The 24,520-nt window shown below is 60.0% G+C and carries 22 protein-coding genes; 7 read left to right on the top strand and 15 right to left on the bottom strand.

What is annotated here, in order from left to right; translation table 11 throughout:
- Positions 1–15: 15 nt before the first annotated feature.
- The 11 genes from RHM56_RS09775 to RHM56_RS09725 form a co-directional block, all read right to left on the bottom strand.
- Entirely contained in the window at positions 16–1,146 is a 1,131-nt protein-coding gene (locus tag RHM56_RS09775) for an FAD-dependent oxidoreductase (RefSeq protein WP_322240930.1), read from the bottom strand.
- 22 nt (positions 1,147–1,168) lie between these two features.
- Positions 1,169–2,296, bottom strand: a complete 1,128-nt coding sequence (locus tag RHM56_RS09770) for an NADH:flavin oxidoreductase/NADH oxidase (protein ID WP_322240928.1) — start codon at positions 2,294–2,296, stop codon at positions 1,169–1,171.
- Between the two features lie 13 nt (positions 2,297–2,309).
- Positions 2,310–3,245, bottom strand: coding sequence for a dihydrodipicolinate synthase family protein (locus RHM56_RS09765; protein WP_322240926.1), 936 nt, complete (start codon positions 3,243–3,245; stop codon positions 2,310–2,312).
- A gap of 166 nt (positions 3,246–3,411) precedes the next feature.
- Positions 3,412–5,121, bottom strand: a complete 1,710-nt coding sequence (locus RHM56_RS09760; protein ID WP_322240924.1) for an FAD-dependent oxidoreductase — start codon at positions 5,119–5,121, stop codon at positions 3,412–3,414.
- Positions 5,122–5,150: 29 nt separating this feature from the next.
- Positions 5,151–5,888, bottom strand: coding sequence for an amino acid ABC transporter ATP-binding protein (locus RHM56_RS09755; RefSeq protein WP_416194896.1), 738 nt, complete (start codon positions 5,886–5,888; stop codon positions 5,151–5,153).
- Positions 5,800–6,555 (bottom strand): amino acid ABC transporter permease, encoded by a 756-nt coding sequence (locus RHM56_RS09750; protein WP_322240920.1) that lies wholly within the window; start codon positions 6,553–6,555, stop codon positions 5,800–5,802. The genes RHM56_RS09755 and RHM56_RS09750 overlap by 89 nt, the downstream gene beginning before the upstream one ends.
- On the bottom strand, positions 6,555–7,229 hold the full coding sequence (locus tag RHM56_RS09745) for an amino acid ABC transporter permease (protein WP_322240918.1): 675 nt from the start codon (positions 7,227–7,229) through the stop codon (positions 6,555–6,557). The genes RHM56_RS09750 and RHM56_RS09745 overlap by 1 nt, the downstream gene beginning before the upstream one ends.
- 66 nt (positions 7,230–7,295) lie before the next feature.
- Entirely contained in the window at positions 7,296–8,102 is an 807-nt protein-coding gene (locus RHM56_RS09740) for a transporter substrate-binding domain-containing protein (RefSeq protein ID WP_322240916.1), read from the bottom strand.
- A gap of 142 nt (positions 8,103–8,244) precedes the next feature.
- Entirely contained in the window at positions 8,245–9,012 is a 768-nt protein-coding gene (locus RHM56_RS09735) for an SDR family oxidoreductase (RefSeq protein ID WP_322240914.1), read from the bottom strand.
- Between the two features lie 391 nt (positions 9,013–9,403).
- On the bottom strand, positions 9,404–10,198 hold the full coding sequence (locus RHM56_RS09730; RefSeq protein ID WP_322240912.1) for an IclR family transcriptional regulator domain-containing protein: 795 nt from the start codon (positions 10,196–10,198) through the stop codon (positions 9,404–9,406).
- Between the two features lie 63 nt (positions 10,199–10,261).
- Positions 10,262–11,716 (bottom strand): NAD-dependent succinate-semialdehyde dehydrogenase, encoded by a 1,455-nt coding sequence (locus RHM56_RS09725; protein ID WP_322241740.1) that lies wholly within the window; start codon positions 11,714–11,716, stop codon positions 10,262–10,264.
- A gap of 116 nt (positions 11,717–11,832) precedes the next feature.
- Between RHM56_RS09725 and RHM56_RS09720 the strand changes: the two genes are divergently transcribed.
- The gene (locus RHM56_RS09720) at positions 11,833–13,236 is read left to right on the top strand and encodes an aminotransferase (RefSeq protein WP_322240910.1); all 1,404 of its coding nucleotides are present in this window, start codon (positions 11,833–11,835) and stop codon (positions 13,234–13,236) included.
- Between the two features lie 43 nt (positions 13,237–13,279).
- Here the strand turns inward: RHM56_RS09720 and gcvPB are convergent, their stop codons facing one another.
- Positions 13,280–14,815, bottom strand: coding sequence for an aminomethyl-transferring glycine dehydrogenase subunit GcvPB (gcvPB, locus tag RHM56_RS09715; RefSeq protein WP_322240908.1), 1,536 nt, complete (start codon positions 14,813–14,815; stop codon positions 13,280–13,282).
- Positions 14,808–16,217 (bottom strand): aminomethyl-transferring glycine dehydrogenase subunit GcvPA, encoded by a 1,410-nt coding sequence (gcvPA, locus tag RHM56_RS09710; RefSeq protein ID WP_322240906.1) that lies wholly within the window; start codon positions 16,215–16,217, stop codon positions 14,808–14,810. Before gcvPA ends, gcvPB begins: the two co-directional genes overlap by 8 nt.
- A gap of 112 nt (positions 16,218–16,329) precedes the next feature.
- Here gcvPA and RHM56_RS09705 point away from each other — a divergent pair, with 112 nt between their 5' ends.
- On the top strand, positions 16,330–17,436 hold the full coding sequence (locus RHM56_RS09705) for an ATP-NAD kinase family protein (protein ID WP_322240904.1): 1,107 nt from the start codon (positions 16,330–16,332) through the stop codon (positions 17,434–17,436).
- 33 nt (positions 17,437–17,469) lie between these two features.
- Positions 17,470–18,417 carry a 3-hydroxyacyl-CoA dehydrogenase gene (locus RHM56_RS09700; protein WP_322240902.1) on the top strand — a complete coding sequence of 316 codons (948 nt, stop codon included), beginning with the start codon at positions 17,470–17,472 and terminating at the stop codon, positions 18,415–18,417.
- Positions 18,418–18,421: 4 nt separating this feature from the next.
- On the opposite strand, the gene RHM56_RS09695 is transcribed toward RHM56_RS09700, so the two are convergent.
- Complete coding sequence (locus RHM56_RS09695) at positions 18,422–19,810, bottom strand: DHA2 family efflux MFS transporter permease subunit (RefSeq protein ID WP_322240900.1); 1,389 nt, start codon at positions 19,808–19,810, stop codon at positions 18,422–18,424.
- A 173-nt stretch (positions 19,811–19,983) separates the two neighbouring features.
- Here RHM56_RS09695 and RHM56_RS09690 point away from each other — a divergent pair, with 173 nt between their 5' ends.
- From RHM56_RS09690 to RHM56_RS09680, 3 genes are all read left to right on the top strand, one after another.
- Positions 19,984–20,376, top strand: coding sequence for a VOC family protein (locus RHM56_RS09690; protein ID WP_322240898.1), 393 nt, complete (start codon positions 19,984–19,986; stop codon positions 20,374–20,376).
- Between the two features lie 119 nt (positions 20,377–20,495).
- Positions 20,496–21,056, top strand: coding sequence for a tat (twin-arginine translocation) pathway signal sequence (locus tag RHM56_RS09685; protein WP_322240897.1), 561 nt, complete (start codon positions 20,496–20,498; stop codon positions 21,054–21,056).
- 12 nt (positions 21,057–21,068) lie between these two features.
- Positions 21,069–22,634 carry a GMC family oxidoreductase gene (locus tag RHM56_RS09680; RefSeq protein ID WP_322240895.1) on the top strand — a complete coding sequence of 522 codons (1,566 nt, stop codon included), beginning with the start codon at positions 21,069–21,071 and terminating at the stop codon, positions 22,632–22,634.
- A gap of 131 nt (positions 22,635–22,765) precedes the next feature.
- On the opposite strand, the gene RHM56_RS09675 is transcribed toward RHM56_RS09680, so the two are convergent.
- Complete coding sequence (locus RHM56_RS09675; RefSeq protein WP_322240892.1) at positions 22,766–23,539, bottom strand: IclR family transcriptional regulator domain-containing protein; 774 nt, start codon at positions 23,537–23,539, stop codon at positions 22,766–22,768.
- A gap of 146 nt (positions 23,540–23,685) precedes the next feature.
- On the opposite strand from RHM56_RS09675, the gene RHM56_RS09670 reads away from it, so the two are divergent.
- A complete protein-coding gene (locus tag RHM56_RS09670) occupies positions 23,686–24,504 on the top strand; it encodes a shikimate dehydrogenase (protein WP_322240890.1) in 819 nt (272 codons plus the stop codon).
- Positions 24,505–24,520 lie beyond the last annotated feature (16 nt).

Below are 24,520 nucleotides of genomic sequence, written 5' to 3'. Positions count from 1 at the left end.
TCCGCAGTTCAGCCATTACTGGCACAGGAAAGGTCGGTAATCGATGTCCAGCGGTACCGGCTTGTCCTGCACCAGGCTGGCAATGATCCGCGCAATGATCGGCCCGGCCGTGAAGCCCATCCACGGGAAGAAGTTCATGAAGAATCCGGGTGAGCCCGGCACTTCACCCAAGATCGGTCGCCAGTCGTCGGTGCCGTTGACCACCGCTGCCCACGTGCGGATCACGCGCAGCGGGCCGAGCGCTGGCACGGTTTGCAGGGCCAGCGCCATGTTCTGCGCCAGTGAATCGGGGTCGGTCACGGGATGCCCACGCCCATGCCAGCGCGCAGGCCAACCACCGCCGATCAGCACCGAGCCGATAGCGTTCTGCTTGAGGGTGAGTTTTTCTCCGGCCGAGTACACCAGATGCGGGATAATTGGCCCGGTCTGCTCGGTCACTGCCACTTGGATCGCAAAACCCTGCACGTCGGTCTTGATGCCGAGCATCGCCGCAATGCGCCCGGCATCCGCACCGGCGGCATTGACGATGCGCCGCGCGATCAATTGCTCATCGGCCAGTTGCACGCGGTAATTGTGTTGGCCGCGTTCGACACCCAGCACTTCGCAATGACGGCGAAATTTAACCCCCAGGCGCTTGGCTGCATCGGCATAAGCCAAGGTGGCAATCAGCGGGCTGGCCTTGCCCTCGATGGGACAAAACGCGCCACCGAGCACGCGGTCCGACAAGTACGGTGCCAACTGACGCACCGCCGCCTGGTCGAGCAGGTTGATCTCCAGACCGTGCTCACGCTCCAGGCTGGCTTTGGCCTCTATTTCGCGCAATTGCTGCTCGCTGGTGGCCACCAGCAGGCCGCCTTTGGTCGAGACTTCGAGGTCGACACCCAGTTCGTTCGGCAACGCGTGCCACATGGCAATGGAGCGCGCCATCAGCGCGATGCTCGGCGCAAAACGCCGGGCCCACTCCGGGCCTTTATTGACGAACGGATCGTGAGGGATCTGTGCGTGCAAGCTGCCCGCATTCGAGCCCGATGCTTGGGTGTTGAGTTCTGAACGCTCCAATACCAGTACATCGACGCCATCTTTGGCCAGGTAATAGGCTGTGGCGCAACCGGCCAGGCCGCCGCCGATCACGATTACATCGGCCATGGGAAGTACTCCGAATCATCACTCATGTGGCCTTCACCTCAGTACGCGCCTGACGTCGAGCAAGAAAAAAACCATGTGACTGCGCCAGCAGCTCATGGGCATCGGGCACCTGCAATTGCAGGGCCGCGTGGTAGGCGAAGTTGGGATCATCCAGCAATGCCCGACCCAATGCCACCAGGTCCGCGGCGCCCTCTTCAATCACTTGATTGGCCTGATGCGCTTCGGTGATCAGCCCTACGGCCATGGTCGGGACACGCGCTTGCGCACGAATCTGCGCGGCATAGGGCACTTGATGCCCCGGCGTGGCGACGGTGGCTGAGCGTGCGACCGGGCCAAGAATCCCGCCCGCCGAACAATCCACCAAATCAACCCCTTCAGCCGCCAGCAACGCGGCCAGGCGTACCGTATCATCAATGCTGATCCCGCCCTCGCCGTCATCCACACACGAAGCGCGATACCACACTGGCATACTCGCGGGCACCACCGCCCGAACCCCGCGCACGACTTCCAGCGCCAGCCGCGCGCGGTTGGCAAAGCTGCCACCGTAGGCGTCGGTGCGCAGGTTGGCCAACGGCGAAAAAAACGAATGAATCAGATAACCGTGCGCACCGTGAATCTCGACGAAATCCAGCCCCGCCTCCACCGCACGTCGTGCACCCGCCGCGAAGCCTTCGATGACCCGTGCAATGTCATCGAGGCTGGCGACTTTAGGTGTCGGCCAGTCAACGGTGTGCGCCAATGCCGAAGGCGCGAGGATTTGCCACGCCGGATCCGGACTCTCATACGTCAAGGGTCCGTTGCCCAGCCATGGCACCGCCGAACTGGCTTTGCGCCCCGCATGGGCCAACTGCACGCCCAGCGGTACGCCGTGTTGGTGATAAAGCTCGGCGATGCGCCGCAGGCCAGCAATTTGCTCGTCACTCCAGATGCCCAGGCAGCCGGGGCTGATGCGCCCCTCGCGCACCACCGCCGTGGCCTCCAGCAGTGCACCGCCAACCCCGCCCAGCGCAAACCGGGCGTGATGGGCAAAGTGCCAATCGTTGATCAGGCCTTCAACAGCCTGGTACTGACACATGGGCGACACCACCAGACGATTGCGAAAATGCACCCCGCGAGATTCGAACGGCGTGAACAACGGTGGACGGCTCATCCTGGCTCCCTGTTTATTTGGCTGCCTGGGCGGCAACGTAGCTGTTGATGTCATCAATGATGCTGACGATCCGCGTACGACGCTCCACACCTTCCTGGCCGAGATCAGCGAACTGAGTCAACGGTGCACGCACATCCCCCACCGGATACCCCTGCGACGCCGCCAATGCCTTGGAGTAGCACTGATGGCCGTAGGTTGGGTGACCTTCGGCAATGATGTGATCGAAGCTGCTGATCATCGCTTGGATCTTGCTGGCCTCTTGCAATTTGCCTTCAACCAGCGCGTCCCAGAGGCGTGTCGAGGCGTGCGGGATGTAGTTGGCGTACGGGTTCACATAGCCCACCGCGCCGAGCAAAAAGCTCTCGACCGGGCGCTCGCCAGCAAACACATTCATCACCCCTTGCGTGCCTTCGACGATGTCGTAGATACGCCCGACATCCATGCTCGCTTCCTTGATGTAACGCACGTTGTCGAACGCCTTGGTCATGCGCGCCACCAGGGCGGCAGACATGTCGACATTGGTGGTCACCGGGTTGTTGTAGAGCATGATCGGCAGCGAGGTCGACTCGGAAATTGCCTTGTAGTAATTGAAGATTTCGTCTTCGGTCGGGGTGTAGTAATACGGCGGCGCAATCATGAAACCGTCAGCGCCCAACGCTTCGGCTTCACGGGTATAGCGCACGGCATTGGGCGTGTAGGCGTCCATGGTCCCGACGAGTACATCGATACGGCCGTTGACCAGTTTGACCGTGGTTTCGATGTACTGGGTGCGCTCGTCATCCGAGATGGTCAGGAACTCGCCCGTGGTGCCGAGAATGATGATGCCCGGCGAACCGGAGCTGATTTGCCATTCGATAAACGCGGCCAGTGCCTTGTAGTCGATCTGACTGCCATCAGCGGTAAAAGGCGTAACGGTTACGCCGTAGCTGCCGCGAAATTCTTTGCTCATGCTTGACTCCGATCTTCGTACGATTGTGCGCGGGCATGTTTTATGTTCGCGCTAATTGTCAATTAATGACGTTTTAACTGCCTAATCGAGCAGAAAAGCCTTATTCAAAACGACAGAACCCTGAACATCTGCGAACAGATGTTAGCATGGCGAACATTAGTTCGCGCTAGCGCTGATTTATTTTTTCCAGCGAACCCGCCAGCTCAGCAATGGTGACCGGCTTGACCGGTAAACGCGGGGCAAAACCGGATAGTTCGCCGCGTTGAGTTCCATTGAGGGCGCAGACTTTTTCATCGAGCGTCGCTGCGCAATAACGGCCTTGGCAACGCCCCATGCCGATCCGCGTATGGCGCTTGATTGCACCCACCGTGCTGATGCCGTCATCCAGCGCCTGTTGCAACGTGGCAAAACTGACTTCTTCACAGCGACACACCAAACAGCCTTGCTTCGTTTGCGTGTTGAGCGCGGGCGGTTTGGGATCGGCCTTGTACAGCGTCCACAAAGCTTTTTGAAACGCCCGCTGGCGCTTGAGTTCGGCCTCGGCTTCGCAGCCACTTTCGTGCAATTCGCCACTGGGCTGGAAGCCGCAAGCCATAGCGGCTTCCAGCCCCACGATGCGCCCTTCGGCCAGCGCGGCTTTGGCCCCGCCCAGCCCAGTGCAATCACCCAGCGCAAACACACCCTCGATATCGGTCTGGCCACGGCGGTCACGGCGAGTCACCAACTGGCGGCGCTGCTCGTCGTAATCGTGGCTGCACCCCAAGGCCCGCAACAGCTCATTGGCCGGTTCGAAGCCATACCCCAGACACACGCAATCGACGTCGAACACCTCCGGCAACAGTTGGCCGTCGGTGCCGCACACGTTGACGCGCAATGTGTCGCCCTGCGCCTCAATAGCGCTGACCACCGCCCGGTGGATCATTCGCCCCTTGGCGCGTTGCAATGCCCGCCGATACGCCAGTCCGTCAAGCATCAAGCCCGGCGCGGCAATCAGCATGCGCAACACACTGCCCAAGGTTGCCACGCCCGGCGCGGCCGCCGCTTCGACCACCGCCACCACCTGCGCCCCGCCCGCCTGCAACTCGGCAGCCAGTTGCAGGTTTAAAGGCCCATTCCCGGCGATCAATACACGCTTGCCCGGTAAACGCCGGGCCGTGCGCCATAAGGTTTGCGCCGCCCCCGTGGTCATGACCCCCGGCAAGGTCCAGCCCGGCACATGCCAGCCACGTTCATAAGCTCCGGTGGCAATCACCGTGCAACGCGGTTTCCAGCGCTGGGTGTGGCCGTTGATCGCCACCCCGTATTCACCGGGCTCAAAGGCCCCCCAGACCAACGCATCGCCGATCAACACCACACCCGCAGCCTTGACCTCGGCGATCAGGCTCGCGCCCTCTCGGTGCTGACGATCAGGCGCAGCGATGTCCGGGCCCATAACGCTGACCTGCTTGTAATACTGGCCCCCGGCAATGCTCCGCTCATCCAGCACCACCACGCTAGCCCCCGCTTGCCGCGCAGCCAGCGCCGCCGCCAGACCGCCCGGCCCGGCACCAATCACCAGAACATCCGGGGTGCGTACCGGGATCGGCTCGATCACCACCGTTTGCGCCACGTCCAGCGGCAACGGCGAGTTACCCACGCTGCGCTTGACGCTGATCGGCGCCACGACCTTGGTCATGCAGGCCCGCTGATTGGGCTGGCCATCGATCTCGACCAGGCATTCCTGGCACACCCCCATCCCACAAAAAATCCCCCGGCAGGCACCACTGCGGGTTTCCCGAAAATGCCGCACACCGCCAGCGATCAGCGCCGCCGCCAATGACTCGCCGTGACGGGCCGTGAACTCGGCGCCTTCGAAGGTGATCGCAATCTCTTTCATCCCGCGCCTCCTTAAACCCGTGTAACGCCTCAGTGGCGCAAGATCTTGCCGACGAATTCACGCGTGCGGGCTTCGACCGGGGCCTCGAAGATCTGCTTCGGCGTACCGATTTCGACGACCTGGCCCTTGTCCATCATCACGATGCGCGTCGACACCTCCCGCACGAAAGACATCTCGTGGGAAACCAGCAACATGGTGATCCCTTCTCTGGCCAGCGCGCGCACGGTGTCGAGCACTTCGTTGACCAGCTCCGGATCGAGTGCCGCCGTCACTTCGTCCAGCAACAGAATCTGCGGGCGCAGCGCCAGCGCTCGGGCAATCGCCACGCGCTGCTGCTGACCGCCAGACAACTCGTCCGGGTAGGCGTGGTATTTCTCGCCCAGACCGACCTTGGTCAGCAGTGCCTTGGCCTCGACTTCAACGTCGGCCAGCGGGCGCTTTTTGACCTTGGTCGGCGCCACCGTGACGTTGCGCAACACGTCCATGTTCTGGAACAGGTTGTATTGCTGAAAGACGATGGCCATTTTGTCCCGCGCTGCACGCAGGCTTTTTTTCGACACGTAATCGAGCGGCTCATCATCAATCAGCACCTGCCCGGAGGTGGGCGGCAGCAGGCCCATCAACACGCGCAGCAAGGTACTTTTGCCTGAACCGGACGGCCCGATCAGGCTAATGACTTCACCGCGATCGACTGACAAGTTGACGTTTTGCAGGACCGGAATGTGCGCGTACGCGCTCGACAGATTTACGACGTTTAGGTGAGCCAAGACGTTTCTCCAGATGAGCGCCCAGTCGACTGAGTGGGTAAGACAACGCGAAATAAGCAGCCAGGATCACGCCGTACACCAGGAACGGCGAATAGCCCCGATTCATCAATACTTTGCCGGCGAACGTCAGCTCGACGACCCCCATCTGCGACGCCAGTGAGGTGTCCTTGATGAACATCACCATGAAGGCGAACGCGGGCGGCAGAATGACTTTCCAGGACTGTGGCAACAGCACCATGAACAGCGTTCGGCTAAAGCCAAAGTTCATCACTTGCGCCGCTTCAAGCTGCTGGCGAGGCACCGATTCGAGCCCGGCCCGGATGATCTCCGAGAGGAACGCGGTCGCCACCAGGCAAACCGAAACGGTCGCAATCGCCGAGAGTGAAATGTTGGAGCCAAGGCCTTGCGAGGCGTACATCACGATAAACAGGATCACCAGAAACGGGATGCGCCGGAACACTTCGACATAGACCGTCACGACCAGTCGAAACAGCATCAGCCACTTGCTGGTGGTACTGCGGATGACCGTGATCGCAAAACCTGCGACTGCTCCGACGGAACAACCGATTACCGTCATCATCAGCGTACGGCCCATGGCTTCGAGAACGAAAACCAGGGTGTACCAGGTGAAGAATCGCGGAGCCTGGGAAATGATCAGATCGAACATCAGAACACCTTGATTTTTGCGCGAAACAGGTGACGGCCAACCAGCCCCAAGGCAATCGACGCAATAAAGGTCAATGCCACGTAGATCGCCGCCACCACCGAGAAGGTTTCAATGGTTCGCAGGTTGGCGGTCGAGATATTGATGGCCCGGCCAGTCAGTTCCTCGACCCCGAAAATGGCGCCGATGGAGCTGCCCAGCACCAGCCAGACAAAGAAGTTGCACAGCGGCGCGTAAATGGTCTTGGCAATGTGCGGCAAGATCACGTAACGCACGGTTTGCAACCCGGACATGCCCAGGGTCACGGCGGTTTCGATCTCGGCTTTGCGCACCGATTCGACCCCCGAACGCAGGATGTCAATCAGGTAGGCACCCGAGTTGAGCGTCAGGCCAATCAGCACGGCCGTCATCGGGTCCAGCACAATGCCGACATCCGGCAAGGCATAGAACAGGAAGAAGATCTGCACCAGTGCCGGGGTGTTGGTGAACAACGTGATGTAGACGCTGACGATGGAGCGCAGCAGGCGCCCGCCATGCAACTTGGCCATGGCACCCGCCAGACCGATCGCCGACCCGAGCCAGAACGAAATAAACGCGATTTCCAGCGTCAGTACCGCCCCGCCCAACAAGTAGGGGAGTTTCTCGATCACGTTGGAGAACTGAAAGGTGTAGTCCACGAGGCTATCCGTTTTTTTACGCCACCCCCTGTCCAACCATCAGGCTGCGCAGGGGGCTGACGGGAGTTAAAAGTACGGGTTGGCGTCCACAGGTTTGAGCATCGGTGAGCCGTATGCTTTCTGCCACGCGGTATTGACGAAGCCGTTGCTGTGCATCTCATAGAGCACGACGTTCAGGTAGTCGCGCAGCCCCGTGCTGTTTTTGGCCACCCCGATACAGTCGTAACCCACCGAAATCGGGTCCTTGAGGACACGCCAGTTAACATTGGGATAGTTCTTGGTGAAGTTCATGAAGAAGTCGATGTTCTCGACAATTGCATCGCCACGCCCCTGGGCCACTGCACGTACGGTGTCAGCAATGGTTTCGACCAACAGGACGTTGGCCTTGGGCAGCTCTTTTTTCAGGTAGTCGACTGACCAGTTGCCGCGCATGTTGACCAGCTTGACGTCCGGGTTATCAAGCTGCTTCCAGTTATCAACCTTGAGTTTGTCGGTGGTCAGCACCGCCATTGTTTCGGTGTGCAGCGGCACGGTGAAATCGATCAATTTGGCGCGCTCGGAGTTACGCGTCAGGGCGCCCAGCGAAATGTCGATACGGTCTGATTGCAAAAACGGCACACGCTGCGCGCTTTCGGTCGGCACAAACTCAGTCTTGACGTTGAGGTTGCGGGCAATTTCGTTGGCAGCGTCGATGTCGAAGCCCACCAGTTCGTTCTTGTCGTTGTAAGAACTCATCGGCGGGAAGTTCGGGTTAACCCCGACACGCAAGGTGCCGCTCTGGATGATTGCATCGAGGCTGCGTGCTTGCACGGCGCCGGACACGGCCGCCACAGCGACGGCCAGCGAGAGAATGACAGCTTTCATTTTAAGCATGTGAAACTCCTGAGTGGTTGACAGGCGACGCCAGCGCGGGCTGGAATCTCAATGTCTGACTTCATTGCATCTGTGTCAATAAATTTATTCTCCATACGAACAATTAACCGCATGGCGCACTTTAAGGATTCGATAAAAGCGATCAACGCACGTAACTGGCGCCGTTTACATCCAGCGTTGCACCACTCAGGTGCTTCGATCGGCCGCTGGCCAGGAACGCCACTAACGCTGCGATATCGTCGGGTGGCACCCATTCCCCCATGGCCAGTTGCGCAGTCACTTGCGCCTCACCTCCCTGGGTTTGGGCGAACGATTCAGACATCTGCGTGCGCACCACGCCTGGCGCCACGATATAAGCAACAATCCCCTGCTTGGCATAAGCACGCGCCACCGTCTGGGTCATCGAGCGCACGGCAGCCTTGGAAGCGGCGTAAGCGATGGTGTCGGGGTTAGTGACGCCGCGCTGCGCAGCCCAGCTGGAAATCGTGATCAGAATGCCCCCACCATTGGCCTGAAAATGCTTCACTGCGCGCCGGATCAGCCGTGCTGGCGCCAGCACATTAACGCTGAGGGTCTCCTCCCAGACGCCGTCCCAGGTTTGATCATCCACTGCGAACCCGCCGTGCCAGCGCATGATTGCCGCGTTATTGACGAAACCATCAATACGTCCCTGCCAGGCTTGCGCCTGATCCCACAGCTGCTCGACAGCGGCCAAGTCATGCAGGTCGGCCTGCAAAAACAGCTTGTTGGCTTGGGGCACAGTGGCGAGCGCCTGCTCAGCCCCGTTGCGGTCACCGCCGTAATGCGCAATAACGCGCGCGCCGGCCTCACCCAGGGCCGTCGCAATCGCTGCGCCGATACCTTTGGATGCGCCTGTCACAAGCAACGTCTTACCTTTAAGGTCAAACATTCGAGACTCCACGAAGTAGCCCTTGCATCGACAATGCCAACGCGCAGGCAAAAGTGCTTCTGGTCGAATTACCGACCGCCGAAATCCAGGTGAAATAACGCGCAGCCGTTACCGGCATGCAAACGTCGAGACAGGGCCCAAAGGGCGAGAGGAGGCGCAGACGCAAAGACCCGCGCAGGTGCAACGTTCATAAGTGCTACTCCATCGTTTAATGTTTTTTGTTATCGATGTGGCAGGTAACTTATCGCACAATTGTGCGCATTGCAAACTAGTGTTCGCAATGTTTTCGAAGGAATTTGTAACAGTACTTCAAGCGAAATGGCAGGCAAAAAAAATGCGCTCGATCCGTCGATCAGAGCGCAGCTTATTCAGTGGCGGCCCGGCAAAAACGCTAGCCTTGCAACGCCTGAGTAATATTTTTTGAAGCTTCCAGCAGCTCGGAAAGAATCCGTGTGCTCATGTCTTGCAGGGTCACACGCTCAGTGGGGCAAGGCACATTAAGTGCCGCCACCACCCGCCCCTCGCGATCACGAATCGGCACCGAGATGGAACGCAGGCTGATCTCCAGTTCTTGATCGACAATCGACCAGCCGCGCAAACGGGTTTCATTGATCAGCTCTCGCAGCTTCACCTTGGACGTCACGGTGTGCTGGGTGAATTTGGTCAACGTGGTCTTGTCCAGGTACTCCTGCAACTCGGCCTCTGGCAGTGCCGCGAGCAACACCCGCCCAGTCGAAACAGAATGCGCCGGTGAACGGCTGCCAATCGAAATGCTGATATTGACCACCCGCGTCGAGTTGGCCCGCGCCACGTAAATCACTCCATCACCATCCAGCACGGCAGCGAAGCAGGACTCCTGCAAGCGGTCGGACAAGGCGCTCATGATCGGCTGCGCGACATCCCAGATGTTCATCGAGGACAAGGCAGAAAAGCCGATCTCGAGGATCTTCGGCTTGAGGCTGAAATACTTGCCATCGGTCTCGGCATAGCCTTCGCGCACCAGGGTCAGCAGAAACCGCCGCGCAGTCGCCCGGCTCATGCCGCTGGCTTCAGCGACTTCGCTGAGCGTGCGGCGTGGCGTGTGCCGAGTGAAGGTCTTGATGACCTCAAGACCACGGGCAAAAGATCCCACGTAATCGCGATCACGGTTCTCTAAATCGTCGATCGGAGCGTCTGTATCGAGCATTTTTGACACCATTCCTTGAGAAAGTCTGTGCGACGTGCGCACAGAAGTTTAGGCCGGAATATATCAGCTCACCTGAGCAACGCATACGTATTTTAGTTCGGTGAACTCCTCGATGGCATGGTGCGACCCTTCACGGCCAATGCCCGATGACTTCACGCCGCCGAACGGAGCACCCTCATAAGAAGTGGCGCCGGTATTAACCCCGACAATCCCTACTTCCAGCGCCTCACTGACTCGCCACACACGCGCGTTATCTCGGGTAAAGAAATACGCCGCGAGGCCAAACTCAGTGTCATTGGCAGCCGCAATGACTTCAGCTTCTGTTTCAAAACGAAACACCGGCGCCACCGGACCAAAGGTTTCTTCCACCGCAATGCGCATCTGCGCGGTGACATCCGCAAGCACTGTCGGCTCGAAAAAGGTTTGGCCCAAGGCATGACGATGCCCCCCGGTGACGATCCGCGCACCCAGTGCCAGCGCATCATCGATGTGCTGCTGGACTTTACGCACCGCGGCTTCGTCGATCAGCGGCCCTTGCTGAACGCCCTCGGCCTGTCCGTCCCCCACTTTCAATGCCGCCACCGCTGCCGCGAAACGCTCGACAAAGCGGTCATGAATCCCACTCTGTACATAGATGCGGTTGGCGCAAACGCAGGTCTGGCCCATGTTGCGGAATTTTGAGGCGATGGCGCCGCTGACGGCAATGTCGATGTCAGCGTCATCAAAAATGATCAACGGCGCATTACCGCCCAACTCCAGCGCGACTTTTTTAATGGTCCCGGCCGCTTTGGCCATCAATGAACGGCCCACCTCGGTAGACCCGGTGAAGGTGACTTTACGCACCAGCGGATGGGTCGACAGCTCGTCACCGACCTCCCCGGCCGCACCCGTCACCACACTGAATACTCCGGCAGGCAGCCCGGCACGCTGACCCAACTCGGCCAGCGCCAACGCCGAAAACGGGGTCGCGCTGGCAGGTTTGAGCACCATGCTGCAACCGGCCGCAATCGCCGGACCGGCCTTGCGCGGGATCATCGCCATCGGGAAGTTCCACGGCGTGATCGCCGCGCACACGCCGATTGGCTGGCGCAGTACCAGCAAACGCTGGCCCGGCTGGGCCGCAGGCATGACTTCGCCATAAACCCGCTTGGCCTCTTCGGCGAACCACTCGAAAAACGCCGCGCCGTACAGGATCTCACCCTTGGCTTCGGCCAACGGCTTGCCTTGTTCCGCGGTCAGGATCAACGCCAGGTCATCGACGTTTTCAACAATCAGCTCGTACCAGCGCTTGACTATTTTTGCCCGCTCGCTGGCCGTACGCGCCGCCCACAACCGAAACGCCTGCTCCGCCCCTTCAATGGCCTCGACAGTCTCTTTGCGCCCAGCTTTAGGCACTCGGCCTACTAACTCACCGGTACTGGGGTTAGTCACCTCAATCCAGCCACAGTCCTGGGGAACCGACCATGCACCATTGACGAAGATCGCTTGCTTGAGCAGTGAAGGGTCTTTCAAGTTCAGCATGATTTGTTTCCTCGTTGCGGAATTAAGGTGTAGATTTATGTTCGCACAACGCCCATATCACCGCAATGCGCACAAATAATCAACCAAACACCAGGCTTGCCACAGGAGAAACCATGGACCCACATACTCCAACGACCGATCTGCATGACTTGGACCGGCGTTATTTTCTGCACCCGTTTACCGCGCTCGCCGAGCACGAACGCAACGGCCCCCTGGTGATGACCAAGGGCGAAGGCGTCTGGCTGGAAGACAGCCACGGGCGGCGCTACATCGATTCGATGGCGGGCCTGTGGTGCGTCAACGTCGGGTACGGTCGCCAGGAAATCGCCGACACCCTGCATGCCCAGGCGTTGCGCCTGCCCTACTACCACTCGTTCTCGTCGATGGCCACCGACACGCCAATCCTGCTGGCCGAGAAGCTGATCCAGCTGTCGCCGGTGCCGATGTCCAAGGTGTTTTTTGGCAACTCCGGCTCCGACGCCAACGACACCCAAGTCAAGCTGGTGTGGTACTACAACAACGCCCGCGGCCTGCCGCAGAAAAAGAAAATCATCGCGCGCAATCGCGGTTATCACGGCGTGACGGTGGTAGCGGCGGGCCTCACCGGCTTGCCGGGCATGCACGCAGGCTTTGACCTGCCGCTGCCGTTTATCCGCCACACCACCGCCCCGCACCGCTTGTGGCAAGCCGAAGCCGGACAAAGCGACGCGGCCTTTGTCGCACGCCTGGCGGCTGACCTGGAAAACCTGATCCTGGCCGAAGGCCCGGACACCGTGGCCGCGATGATCATGGAGCCCGTCATGGGCGCCGGTGGCGTGATCGTGCCGCCAGCCGGTTACTACCCGGCGATGCAAGCTGTACTCGACAAGTACGACGTGCTGCTGATTGCCGATGAAGTGATCTGCGGTTTCGGTCGCCTGGGCACCCAGTTCGGCAGCGAAAAAATGGGCATGCGCCCCGATCTGATGACCGTCGCCAAGGGCATCACCTCAGCCTACGTGCCGCTGTCGGCGTGCATCATTTCCGAGAAAATCTGGCAAGGCCTGCTGCTGGGCGGCGAAAAATACGGCGCCTTCGCCCACGGCTACACCTACAGCGCCCACCCGCTGGCTGCTGCGGTGGCCTTGACCAACCTGCAAATCATTGAAGACGAAGGCCTGGTGGCGCAAGCCGCGGCGCGTGGTGAGCTGATGCATCGGCTGCTGCGCGAGACCTTCGCCGATCACCCTGCCGTCGGTGAAATACGTGGCGTCGGACTGATGGGCGCGGTGGAGTTTGTGGCCCGCCGCGATCCGGCCACTCCGTTCGATCCGGCCCTCAAGGTCGCGCCGCGCATTGCTCGCGCCGCACTGGAAGAAGGCCTGATCACCCGCGCCTTGCCTCAGGGCGATTCGATTTCCTTCTCGCCGCCGTTTGTTATCAGCGAGGAAGAAGTGGCCGAAATGGTCGCGCGCGCCCGTCGCGCCGTGGACAAGGTCTTCACCCAGTTGCACGCCGAAGGCCACTGGAAAGGCTGAAACCCCGGAGCCACCGACGCACCTCGCGCCGGTGGCTTTTTTATCAGGCGTCGGGGTGCTTGCGCCGGTAGGCACGCCACGTCGTCGCCCAGCGTGCCGGGTCTTCCAGCGGACCCGTGTCGAGGCGCCCGATCGGATGATTGTGCGGCGCAGTGCGCACCAGTTCGGGGGTGTCGTAGGCTTCCTGGCACACCTGCGCCAGCACCGCGATCCAGTAATCGATGTCTTCCTTGGACCACATCTCGCCCGCCTCAGGTGTAAACGGCTGAGCGATCACCCAAGGTTCGTGCGCCAACCAAAAGGCATCAACCCCGTAATCAACCATCCGGTTCTGCACATCGTAAGCGCTGATTCCTGTTTCGCGCTCCAGCACTTCAAGGCTATAGCGGGTCATTTCCAGACGCCATGCCTTGACCTGCGGATGCGAACACGTCACCCCGCGAATCTCGCTGAGCTTTTTGCCCATGTAGTTGTTGGCCAGCACCGACAGGTCCGAGGCCTCGGCAATGCCTTCGATCCCCATGGCCCGCACCCAGGCGTAGGCCTTGATCACCTGCGGCATATTGCCCAAAAACTCGCGCACCCGGCCAATGCCCAGCTCAGTGCCCGCCTCTAGCCGAAACCCTTCCGGTTCTTGCACCAACAACGGGCCGGGCAGATAGGGAATCAATTCTTCACTGCAACCATAAGCCCCCACCGCCGGGCCGCCACCGCCCTTGGGCGCACCGAAGGTTTTGTGCAGCATGAACATGCACGCATCAAAGCCCAGGTCACGGGCCCGCACTTTGCTCATCACTCCGTTGAAGTTCGCGTGATCGTAGAAGCACAAACCTCCCGCCTCTTTGACCACCCGCACCCATTCGGCAATGTCCGGATTGTAGATGCCCATGTCGTCCGGGTTATTGATCATCAGCGCCGCCGTGCGCGACGACACGGCCGCCTTGAGCGCATCGAGCGAGGGATAGCCGTTTTCTTCCAACGGCAACGTGATGATTTTGAAACCCGCCGTGGCGGCCGTCGCCGGGTTGCACGGGTGCGACTGGATCGAGGTGATGATTTCGTCTCGGGTGTCCAGTTCGCCGCGCGCTGCGTGATAAGCACGGGTCACGCACACGTGCAAAAAGGCCGCATCGGCGCCACCCGCCGCCTGAAACACAAAACGGTCCATGCCCGACAGCGCACGCAGGTTCAGGTCCAGGTTATGCATGATTTGCAGCGAACCCTGTAACGTCGAATCGGGCTGGCGCGGGTGCAGTTGCGCCACGTCGTCACGTGCAGTAATCGCCTCATTGACGCGTGCGTTGTACTTCATGGTGCAGGTGCCAAACAGCGAAATCCCCATCATGCCCAAGGTCTGCTGCGACAGATGCAGATAGTGGCGCAGCACATCAGGCTCGGACATTTGCGGCAGTTGCGGCACGGCTTTACGACGCATCGCTGCCGGGATCGCACTCAGGTCACACGGCACACTGGGCGCCGCAAAGACCACGCCGCGCCGCCCCGGACGGGACAAGGTCATGACCACCGGCTCGTCCCAGACAGCCGCCTGATAGCGGCGCAATTTGACAGGTTCATTCATGGTTCAGTACCTCGCGAAGGGCATCGACCAAGCGGTCGATATCAGCGTCCTGATGCAATTCGGTCACACAGTACAAAGCAATTTGGCCCATGCCGGGAAACTCCTGGCCAAGGTCGTGCCCGCCGAAAATCCCCCGCGCCAGCAAGGCTTGATTGATCATCGCCACCGACTGGCCGCTGGCAGTGAAATCGACCACAAACTCTTTGAAGAAGCCGCCGCCATAACGGATCGAAACCCCCGGTAATTCACCCAAGCGACGGGCCGCCTGCTGCGCCTGGGCCACGATCAACTCACCGACATCGACAAACCCCTGCGGCCCCATCAGCGACATGTACACCGCATTGGCGATGGCCCACAGGTACACCGAGTTGCCGGTCCAGTCCTTGCCGTTCTCACGCAGCCCGTAAGACGATTGCTCGGCCAGTGACAAGCCAAAACCGACTTCACCGGGGCGCGAAGTCGTGGTGATACTGACCAGCAGCGTCGGGTATTCGCGGGCATAACGCTCTTCGTCGCGGGTGGCGATAAAACCGCCCAGCCCACCGCCGCCATACATCGGAATGCCCAGCGTCTGCGTGGTGCCGACCACAATGTCGGCACCGTAGTCCGGCGGCGGTGCCAGCACCCCCAGCGAGATCGGGTCGACACCGACCACAAACTCCGCGCCATGAGCATGAGTCAGCTCGGCGATGGTCGCCGCCGCACCGTCGATCAGGCCAAAGTAATTCGGCGTTTCCAGATACACCGCTGCCACATGGCTGCCCAGCTTGCGCTTGAGGTCGTCCAGGTCCATGGCCCCGGTCAATGGATCGGCGGCGACAAACTCCACAGTCAGCTCATTGGCCATCCGGGGCTCACAGTAATTGCGAATCACCGCCAGTCGCTCCGGATCGATAATCATCGGCAGCAGCAAGGTGCTGCGCCCGTTGAGCCGCGAGGCCATGCGCAAGGCATGCCCGGCCGCGCAGCCCCAGCTATAGACCGGCAAGCCGACATACTCGCAACCAACCAGTTCACCCAACTGACTGCTGAACTCGAACCATGCCTGACAGCGCCCCTGATCTGAAGAAGGTGTGCCCCACACCGAGGTCAGAAACTCACTGCGCCCGGCAATTTCATTGCAGATCGCTGGCACGTGATGCTGCCAGCAACCGCCCCCTAGAAAACTCAGCATCTCGCTGCAATTGTGGTTTCGAGCGAGCGTTTCACGCAGATGACGACTCAAGGTCGCCTCTGAACGCATAGCGCCCATAAGTTCGGGAATTTCTTTTAAGCGATGCGCCTCAGGAATCTGTTCGAAAAGCGCTTCAATGCAATCGACACCAAGCACATCGAGCATCTCCTGCTTGATATCAGGCACAGCATTCGCCATAAACGGATGGGCAGAACTGGGTTGACTCATCTTACCTCCGGACGCAATATTGGAATGAATGCGAACTTTAGTTTGTATTGCGCACAATCTACGTGGCAATGCTGACGCTCGCAACCGCTCAATGAGCCGAAGGCAGGTATCGATGGCATTCAAAATTGGCGTGGTCATTAACCCCTTCGCCGGGCTGGGCGGTCCCGTAGGCCTCAAAGGCAGCGATGGTGCCGAGACCGTTGCCCTCGCCCTTGCGCTGGGTGCCAGACCGCAGGCCCATGAGCGCTGTGTTCGGGCCTTGAAGCGCTTGGTCGGCGGTGATGTGCAAGTCTTTACCGTGGCGGGCGAGATGGGCGAACGGGCTTGCGAATCAGCAGGCTTGCCCGCGCAAATCGTCGTTACGCCAGCGCTTGAGCACTCGTCCCACGACACAGTTCAAGCGTGCCGCGCATTGCTCGCGCAGTCCGTCGACCTGCTGCTGTTCGGCGGCGGCGATGGCACGGCCCGCGACGTGGCGACCGCCTTATCCGCAACGCGCACGCCCCTGCTGGGTATTCCTTGCGGGGTGAAAATGTATTCCGGCGTGTTTGCCCGCTCTCCCGAACATGCCGGTGAACTCGCCCGACATTGCCTCAACGGCCAAGTCGCCAGCCGCGAAGCTGAACTGCTCGACATCGACGAACACGCCTCGCGTGCCGACCGCGTCAGCACCCGCCTATACGGCTACGCCCCGGTGCCCGCCGACCCGCGGCACATGCAAAGTGCCAAGTCTGGCAGCAGCCATCCGGACCGGGCCATTGAAGCCGAAGCCGCGCTATTCGCCGCCCGCATGCTCCCCGGACACGTTTACTTCCTCGGCCCCGGCAGAACCCTTCAAGCACTGGCTGGCCACCTCACGGGGGACGGCACACTGCTGGGCGTTGACGCCTACCTCGACCACACCTTGATTTGCCGCGATGCCAACGAGCGCGACCTCTTGACGCTCGCGGCCCGCTACCCGGCCCATGTGGTGGTCAGCCTCACGGGTGGCCAAGGCTGCCTGTTCGGGCGCGGCAACCAGCAAATCAGCGCTCGCGTGCTGGCAGCCATCCCCGCAGCCCATCTGCACGTACTGGCCAGCGCGGCAAAAATTGCCGCATTGCCCCAAGGCCAGATGTTTGTCGACAGCGGCGATCCGGCTGTTGACGCCCGCCTCAGTGGTTTTATCCGCGTACACACCGCCCCCGGACGCAGCGCCATGGTGCGCGTCGTGCACTGACTTTCTTGCCCCCTGACAACACCTGGAGAACCCATGAACACACCTTCCCCCCTGGTCGCCATTATTGGCGCAGGCAGCATCGGCGTGGCCTTCGCCATCGTCTTCGCCCGAGCGGGCTGGCGCGTGCGCCTGCAAGACCCGGATACCCGGCGCCTGCAATTGGCCCACGAAGAAATCAACAGTCGCTGCGTCGAGTTGCAGCATTACGGCCTGCTGCAAGAAACCCCTGAAACCCTGAACGCCCGCGTCGAACTGTGCAGCGACCTGGCCAGTGCCGTGGCAGGCGCCCGCTTGATCCAGGAGTGCGCACCCGAGCGCCTTGAACTGAAAATCGAGCTGTTCCGCCAATTCGACTGCCTCGCCCCGCACGACGCCATCCTTGCCAGTTCTTCGTCGGCACTGACCGCCTCCAGCTTCGCCGACACCCTGCCCGGCCGCAGTCGCTGCCTGGTGGCACACCCTGGCAACCCGCCGTACTTGTTACCGGTGATTGAAATTGTCCCGGCGCCTTTTACCGACCCGCAACACGTCGAGCGCGCCATGGCGCTGTACACAGAGGCAGGCTTATCGCCCGTGCGCCTGAACAAAGAAATCGAAGGGTTTGTGTTCAATCGCTTGCAAGGGGCCCTGCTGCGAGAAGCCTATTGCCTGGTACGCGACGGCGTCAGCTCGGTCGCCGACATCGACAAAGTCGTGAGCCAGGGCCTGGGCCTGCGCTGGACCTTTATGGGCCCCTTCGAGACCGTCGACCTCAACACCCGTGGCGGGATTGGCTCGCACGCCCTGAAAATGGGCCCGGCCTATGCCCGCATGGGCGCCGAACGCGGCCAGCACGACCCCTGGACCCACGATCTGGTCGCCAAGGTCGAAGCCCAACGCCGCGCATTGGTCCCACTGCAAGACTGGGAGCAACGCGTGGCGTGGCGAGACCGGGCATTAATGGAGCGCGCCCGTGATGAGTTGAAGCGCCAACTCAAGTAGATCATTACCTTTGCAACACCGATTCCCCGGCCTTGGGTGGCAGCCGCAGGTTATCCAGCAGCGCGAGGGTTGCGATCACTGCCACACACAGGAAGGTCAGTTGGAAGTCGGTCGTTTGCGCCTGCCCCGCATTGCCATGCAGGCTCATGGCAAAGCGCAACAGCAAGGCGCCAATGGCCACGCCCATCGCCATGCTCAATTGGAAGAACATGCTGAACAAGGTGGAAGCATCGCTTATCTGGGTTTTGGGCACGTCGGCAAAACCCAAGGTGTTGTAGACGGTGAACTGCATGGAGCGGGACAAGCCGCCCACGAACAGGATGAACAGGATCAACGCCCAGCTCATGTGTTCATCCAGCAAGGCGCAGGCGGCAATCGCCAGCACCCCGAGGATGCCATTGACCATCAATACCGGGCGAAAGCCCCAGCGCTGCATCACCCAAGTGGTGAATGGCTTCATGGCCAGGTTGCCGGCAAATACCGCCAGCACCAACAGCCCAGCATCGAATGCCGACAGGCCGAACGCCAGTTGAAACATCAGCGGCAGCAAGAAAGGCAAGGTGCTGATCGCAACCCGAAAAACCGACCCACCGAGCAGGCTCACACTGAAGGTGCGCACGCTCATGACGCCCAGCGCCAGCAGCGGTTGCGCGTGCTGGCGCATGTGGCGCCAGGCAAACAGGCCGAGCAGCAGACCTGCACCGCTCAACAGCAGGCCCGGCAGGAGACTGCCGCGGTTTTGCCCAAGCATTTCCACGCCATACAACAACGCCGAACTGGCGATGCCCACCAGCAGAAAACCACTGAAATCGAAGGCCCGGGCACTGACGTCGTGCGCCTTGGGAATCAACACCAAGGCGCCGATCAACGCGAGCAGGCCCAAGGGCAGGTTGAGGTAGAAAATCCACGGCCATGAAGCGTGAGTGACGATAAAACCGCCCACCGGCGGCCCGACTATCGGGGCCACCAGGCCGGGCCAGGTGATGAATGAAATCATCCGCACCAGGTCTTTCTTCTCGGTGGCGCGCAGCACTGCCAAACGCCCGACCGGCACCATCATCGCCCCGCTGATGCCTTGCAGCACCCGCGCCATGACGAACGTTTCGAGGCTTTCACTCAGGCCGCACATCAACGACGACAGACTGAACAGCACGATGGCCACGCTAAAAACCCGCCGCGAGCCGAAGCGATCGGCCAACCAGCCACTGAGGGGAATAAACACCGCCACCGCCAGCATGTAGGCGCTCATGCCGATGTTCACGTCCACGGCGGTCACGCCAAATGTCCTGGCCAGATCCGGCAACGCGGTACTGATCACCGTGGCGTCGAGGTTCTCCATAAAGAACGTGACGGCCACCAACAGGGCGATCAGGGTTGAACGGCGTGGGGACATTAGGCACCTCTGTTCAGCGATGGCAACGCCCGACACTTTACGCTCGATGCATCAATAGAAGGGTGAAAAACGTAGTACCCCTCTATTACCTACCGGCCTGCGCTTGGGCTCATGATCAATTGAAAGGTGCTTATAACAAGAATCAGGCATTCCAAAAAAAGCAGGTAGAGGCAATGGCAAAGTTTATTCACAGCATGATCCGCGTAGGCGATCTCGAAAAATCCATGGGTTTCTATCAGCAGGCGTTTGGGCTCATCGAGTCTCATCGCCTGGACTTCGATGATTTCTCCCTGGTGTATTTACGAGATGTCGAAAGTGGCGCAGAAATCGAGCTGACCTGGAACAAAGGCCAAACCGAATACACCCATGGCACGGGCTACGGGCACACCGCCTTCGTGGTGGATGATCTCGACCAGCAGTTCAATCGGCTGACCGAGCTGAAGTTATCGCCCGCCCCAATCAAGGAGTTCAAACGGGACGGTGCGTTGCTTGCGCGCTTCTTTTTCATCCAGGACCCCGATGGCTACAAGATCGAGGTATTGCAGCGTGGAGGTCATTACCAATAAAAGCGGCTGACGGGACAGGTGTTACGCCATAGCGCCCTATGACCTTTCCCGTGAACCCGCGATCTATGATTTGCCTGTGACACTGTTACTCCTAAATAAAAATAAGAAGGAGACATTTCATGCAAGACCTAAAGGTCAATCGTCGTCGTTTCCTGCAAGGAAGTGGCGGTTTTTTGTTAGGCACCCTCATGTTCGGCTCCGGCCCCATTGCGTTACTGGCTCCCAGCCGGTCATGGGCCATGGAAATGAACACACTGCCCAGCGATACAGCATCCAAGTTGCTGCTCGTGGTGCGCCGCATTTATCCCCATGACCGTATGGAAGACGCTGTCTACGCCTTTGCCGTGAAGGCGCTTGATGAGCGCGCGTCTGCCGATCCTTCCGTGTTGCCACAGCTTGAGAAAGGCTTGTCTGAACTGGACAGCCTGGCAGGCGGCAAGTGGTCGAGCCTCAATGAAAACCAGCAAGTCGCCCTGCTCGAAAAAATCCAGGATTCAGCGTTTTTCAAACAGGTGCGCGCAACCTCGGTCAACTCGCTCTACAGCAATGAACTGGCTTATGAGCATTTTGGCTACGAAGGGGCTTCCTTTCCCAAGGGTGGCTACCTGATGCGTGGCTTCAATGACCTGAAGTGGCTACCCGCCGCGCCAGCCGAAGCCAGTCCCCGTGCGTTTTCTTGAGGAGCAGCGAGCATGACGACTTACAGTTTTGACGACGATTCAGTGGTCATCATCATCGGCTCCGGCGCTGGGGGCGGCACGCTGGCCAACGAGCTGTGCCAAAAGGGCATCCCGGTGGTGCTGCTTGAGGCCGGCGCACGGCAATCCCCGGCGACGTTCATCAACGATGAATGGCCTTCGTTTGCACAATTGTCCTGGGGCGACACCCGCACCACATCGGGCTCTTGGCAGATTGCCAAAGACTTCCCCAACCTGCCCGCCTGGATCTGCAAAACCGTGGGCGGCACCACCACCCATTGGGCGGGCGCCAGTATTCGCCTGCAAGAGCACGAGTTTCGCGCACGCCAGATGTACGGCGACGTTAAAGACGCCAGCGTGCTGGACTGGCCCTTGACCCTGGCCGAGCTGGAACCCTATTACGAGCGCGCCGAAAACAAGATGGGGGTTACACGCACGAACGATATTCCCGGACTGCCAGGCAATAACAACTTCCAGGTGATGTACAACGGCGCCACCAAACTCGGTTACAAGGAGTGCTCGACCGGGCACATGGCGATCAACAGCCGTGGCCGTGATGGACGCGCGCAATGCATGCAGCTCGGGTTCTGTTTTCAGGGCTGCAAGATGGGCGCGAAGTGGTCAACGCTCTACACCGAGATCCCCGCCGCTGAAGCCACCGGCAAGCTTGATCTGCGTACCCAGGCGCATGCCGTGCGCATTGAACACGACGCCAAAGGCCGCGCCAACGCCGTGGTGTATGCCGATGCCAAGGGCCAGTTGCAGCGGCAAAAAGGCCGCATCGTGGCCATTGCCGGCAACGCCATCGAGACACCGAGGTTGCTGCTGAACTCCTCCAGCTCGATGTTTCCACACGGCTTGGGCAACGGGGCGGGCATGGTCGGCAAGCACTACATGCGCCACACCACCGGTTCGGTTTTTGCTGAATTCAGCGACCCGGTGCACTTTTATCGCGGCACGATCATGGCGGGATTGATCAGTGACGAGTCGCGTTTCAACCCGGATCGCGGTTTTGTCGGCGGCTATGAAATGGAGACCATTTCCCTAGGACCTTCGTTTATGGCCGCGTTTTTCAATCCGGGTGCCTGGGGCCGGGATTTTACCCGCGTGATGGACAACTACACGCACCTGGCGGGTATGTGGCTGGTGGGCGAAGACATGCCCCGCGAGACCAACCGCATCACCTTGAGTGACACCAAGGACCACCTGGGCATCCCCGTGGCCAACGTGCACTACGACGATCACCCCAATGACCTGGCCATGCGCGAACACGCCTTCAAACAAGGCAGCGCGGTGTACGAAGCGGTGGGCGCGCTGAAAACCCACCGCGTTCCGCCCTACCCTTCAACCCACAACCTGGGTACCTGCCGCATGAGCCTTAAAGAAGCTGATGGGGTGTGCAACAAACATGGCCAGAGCCACGAAGTGCCCAATCTGTTTATCTCGGATGGGAGTCAGTTCACCACCAGCGCGGCAGAGAACCCTACGTTGACCATCGTCAGCCTGGCCATTCGACAAGCGGATTACATTGCCGAGGCGTTGAAAACCAAGGCGGCGTAATAGACAACAAACCCACCTTGGAGCTGCTGAAGGCTGCGATCTTTTGATACCGGTTTTTGCCCCCCGTATCAAAAGATCGCCCCTGCACACAAGCACTGCACGCTGATGCGCCGTTCAATGGCTCATGAAATTCAAAGCGTCATGATTGGCCGTAAAAGCGCCTGTCCTTCGTAAAGCGCCGACAAATACCGTTCACGCATCTCCTCAACAGTCATGCGCGACGCGTGAGTCGTTAACGTCAACGTTGCCTGCAATTGCCCTTCCCTATCAATCAGCGGCACGCTCAGCACCCGCATGCCCACTTCGTATTCCTGATCCACCATTACGTAACCCCGCTCGCCCGCCAAGGTGATTTCGCGGCGGATCATTGCTTCGTCGGTGAGTGTGTAAGGCGTAATGGCCTGAGGCAGGTTGCGTTTGAAGTAAGCGCCAAGCGCTTCCTGCGAAAAACTCGCGAGCCACAGTCGTCCGCTGCCGGTGCAGTACATCGGCACCCGTGACCCGGGGCGGATCGACATTGAGGTTATGTGGCTATAACGACTGCGCACCACATGCACAATGTCATCACCGTCGCGAACACCTACCGACACATGCTCCTGGGTGGTACGTGCCACCTGCTCGACAATGGGCCGCAACATACGCGGCAGCACGGCAGAATCGACATAAGCCTGTCCGATACGCAAGGTCTTGGCGGTTAACCAGTAATGGCGGCCGTCAGTCTGCGCAAAGTCGTCATGCACCAAGGTCAGAAGAAAACGCCGGGCAGCGCTCTGGGTCATACCAGCCATGCGCGCTACTTCAGGCACGCTCAGACGCGGGTGCTCTTGAGAAAACAACTGCAACAGCGCAAGGCCTTTTTGCAGGCCGACGATCAAATCCCGTGGGTGGATGGTGGGTTGCTTCATCACTTGGACTCTTTTATTGCACATTGACTGCGATTATCGCACTGACAATGCGATTATCAACCTGACCAGCCTCAGGCTCGATTGTTCGCTGTGTTCACCGCTTGCAGTATTGGCCCTACAACACAGCCAATAAGCGGGAACATCCCATGATTCAGGGTTCGACTGAACTGGTCGCCATCGTCGGCTCACCGGTAGCCCAGGTGAAATCGCCGGAAAATTTCAATCGCTGGTTCGCCGACCACCAGCAGAACGTCGTCATGCTCGCCATCGACCTTGCGCAGCCGGCTTTGGATGACTTCCTACAGACCCTGCGCGGCTGGCAAAACTTGCGCGGGTGCGTGGTGACCGTGCCTTACAAGCAGATGTTGGCCAGCCGCCTGGACAGCGTCAGTGACCGCTCGGCGGCGCTGCGCTCGGTCAATGTGATTCGCCGCGAACCCGACGGCCGACTGGTGGGCGATATCGTGGACGGCGAAGGTTTTCTCAACGCTGCTCGCAAGCAGGGTTTCAATCCAAAAAACAAACAGGCCCTGGTAATTGGCACTGGCGGCGTGGGAAGCGCAATTGCGTATTCGCTGTGCCAAGCCGGGGTGAGCCACTTGGTGATCAGCGACATCAGTCACGAGCGTGTCGAGGTGCTGGGTGAACTCTTGCGCAGCACGTTCCCCGAGAGTGTGATCAGTACCAGGCCGGCTTCGCTTGAGCACTTCGACCTTGTCGTCAATGCCTCACCCGTCGGCATGGGGGCAACCCGCGATGACGGGCCCCTGCCTTTGCCAGCAGCGCTGATGGAAACCCTGAGCGCCAACACCCTGGTGGCCGATGTCGTGACATCACCCGCGGTGACACCGTTTCTCGCCTTTGCCCGAAGCCTCGGCTGCCCAATTCAGACTGGCCCCCAAATGGCCCTGGCCCAGTTGGGCAACCTCGGTCACTTCATCGGCGTGACTCCGTTGGATATCTGATTTTCCGGCCGTGTCC

The organism is Pseudomonas sp. CCC3.1 (assembly GCF_034347405.1).
Classification (GTDB): domain Bacteria; phylum Pseudomonadota; class Gammaproteobacteria; order Pseudomonadales; family Pseudomonadaceae; genus Aquipseudomonas.
This window is presented reverse-complemented; position numbering and strand designations above follow the sequence as displayed.

Excerpts from the sequence above, each read along its gene's own strand:
- RHM56_RS09775 (WP_322240930.1), bottom strand. The coding sequence starts at position 1,146 with ATGGCCGATGTAATCGTGATCGGCGGCGGCCTGGCCGGTTGCGCCACA.
- RHM56_RS09770 (WP_322240928.1), bottom strand. The coding sequence starts at position 2,296 with ATGAGCCGTCCACCGTTGTTCACGCCGTTCGAATCTCGCGGGGTGCAT.
- RHM56_RS09765 (WP_322240926.1), bottom strand. The coding sequence starts at position 3,245 with ATGAGCAAAGAATTTCGCGGCAGCTACGGCGTAACCGTTACGCCTTTT.
- RHM56_RS09760 (WP_322240924.1), bottom strand. The coding sequence starts at position 5,121 with ATGAAAGAGATTGCGATCACCTTCGAAGGCGCCGAGTTCACGGCCCGT.
- RHM56_RS09750 (WP_322240920.1), bottom strand. The coding sequence starts at position 6,555 with ATGTTCGATCTGATCATTTCCCAGGCTCCGCGATTCTTCACCTGGTAC.
- RHM56_RS09740 (WP_322240916.1), bottom strand. The coding sequence starts at position 8,102 with ATGCTTAAAATGAAAGCTGTCATTCTCTCGCTGGCCGTCGCTGTGGCG.
- RHM56_RS09735 (WP_322240914.1), bottom strand. The coding sequence starts at position 9,012 with ATGTTTGACCTTAAAGGTAAGACGTTGCTTGTGACAGGCGCATCCAAA.
- RHM56_RS09730 (WP_322240912.1), bottom strand. The coding sequence starts at position 10,198 with ATGCTCGATACAGACGCTCCGATCGACGATTTAGAGAACCGTGATCGC.
- RHM56_RS09720 (WP_322240910.1), top strand. The coding sequence starts at position 11,833 with ATGGACCCACATACTCCAACGACCGATCTGCATGACTTGGACCGGCGT.
- gcvPB (WP_322240908.1), bottom strand. The coding sequence starts at position 14,815 with ATGAATGAACCTGTCAAATTGCGCCGCTATCAGGCGGCTGTCTGGGAC.
- gcvPA (WP_322240906.1), bottom strand. The coding sequence starts at position 16,217 with ATGAGTCAACCCAGTTCTGCCCATCCGTTTATGGCGAATGCTGTGCCT.
- RHM56_RS09705 (WP_322240904.1), top strand. The coding sequence starts at position 16,330 with ATGGCATTCAAAATTGGCGTGGTCATTAACCCCTTCGCCGGGCTGGGC.
- RHM56_RS09700 (WP_322240902.1), top strand. The coding sequence starts at position 17,470 with ATGAACACACCTTCCCCCCTGGTCGCCATTATTGGCGCAGGCAGCATC.
- RHM56_RS09695 (WP_322240900.1), bottom strand. The coding sequence starts at position 19,810 with ATGTCCCCACGCCGTTCAACCCTGATCGCCCTGTTGGTGGCCGTCACG.
- RHM56_RS09690 (WP_322240898.1), top strand. The coding sequence starts at position 19,984 with ATGGCAAAGTTTATTCACAGCATGATCCGCGTAGGCGATCTCGAAAAA.
- RHM56_RS09685 (WP_322240897.1), top strand. The coding sequence starts at position 20,496 with ATGCAAGACCTAAAGGTCAATCGTCGTCGTTTCCTGCAAGGAAGTGGC.
- RHM56_RS09680 (WP_322240895.1), top strand. The coding sequence starts at position 21,069 with ATGACGACTTACAGTTTTGACGACGATTCAGTGGTCATCATCATCGGC.
- RHM56_RS09675 (WP_322240892.1), bottom strand. The coding sequence starts at position 23,539 with ATGAAGCAACCCACCATCCACCCACGGGATTTGATCGTCGGCCTGCAA.
- RHM56_RS09670 (WP_322240890.1), top strand. The coding sequence starts at position 23,686 with ATGATTCAGGGTTCGACTGAACTGGTCGCCATCGTCGGCTCACCGGTA.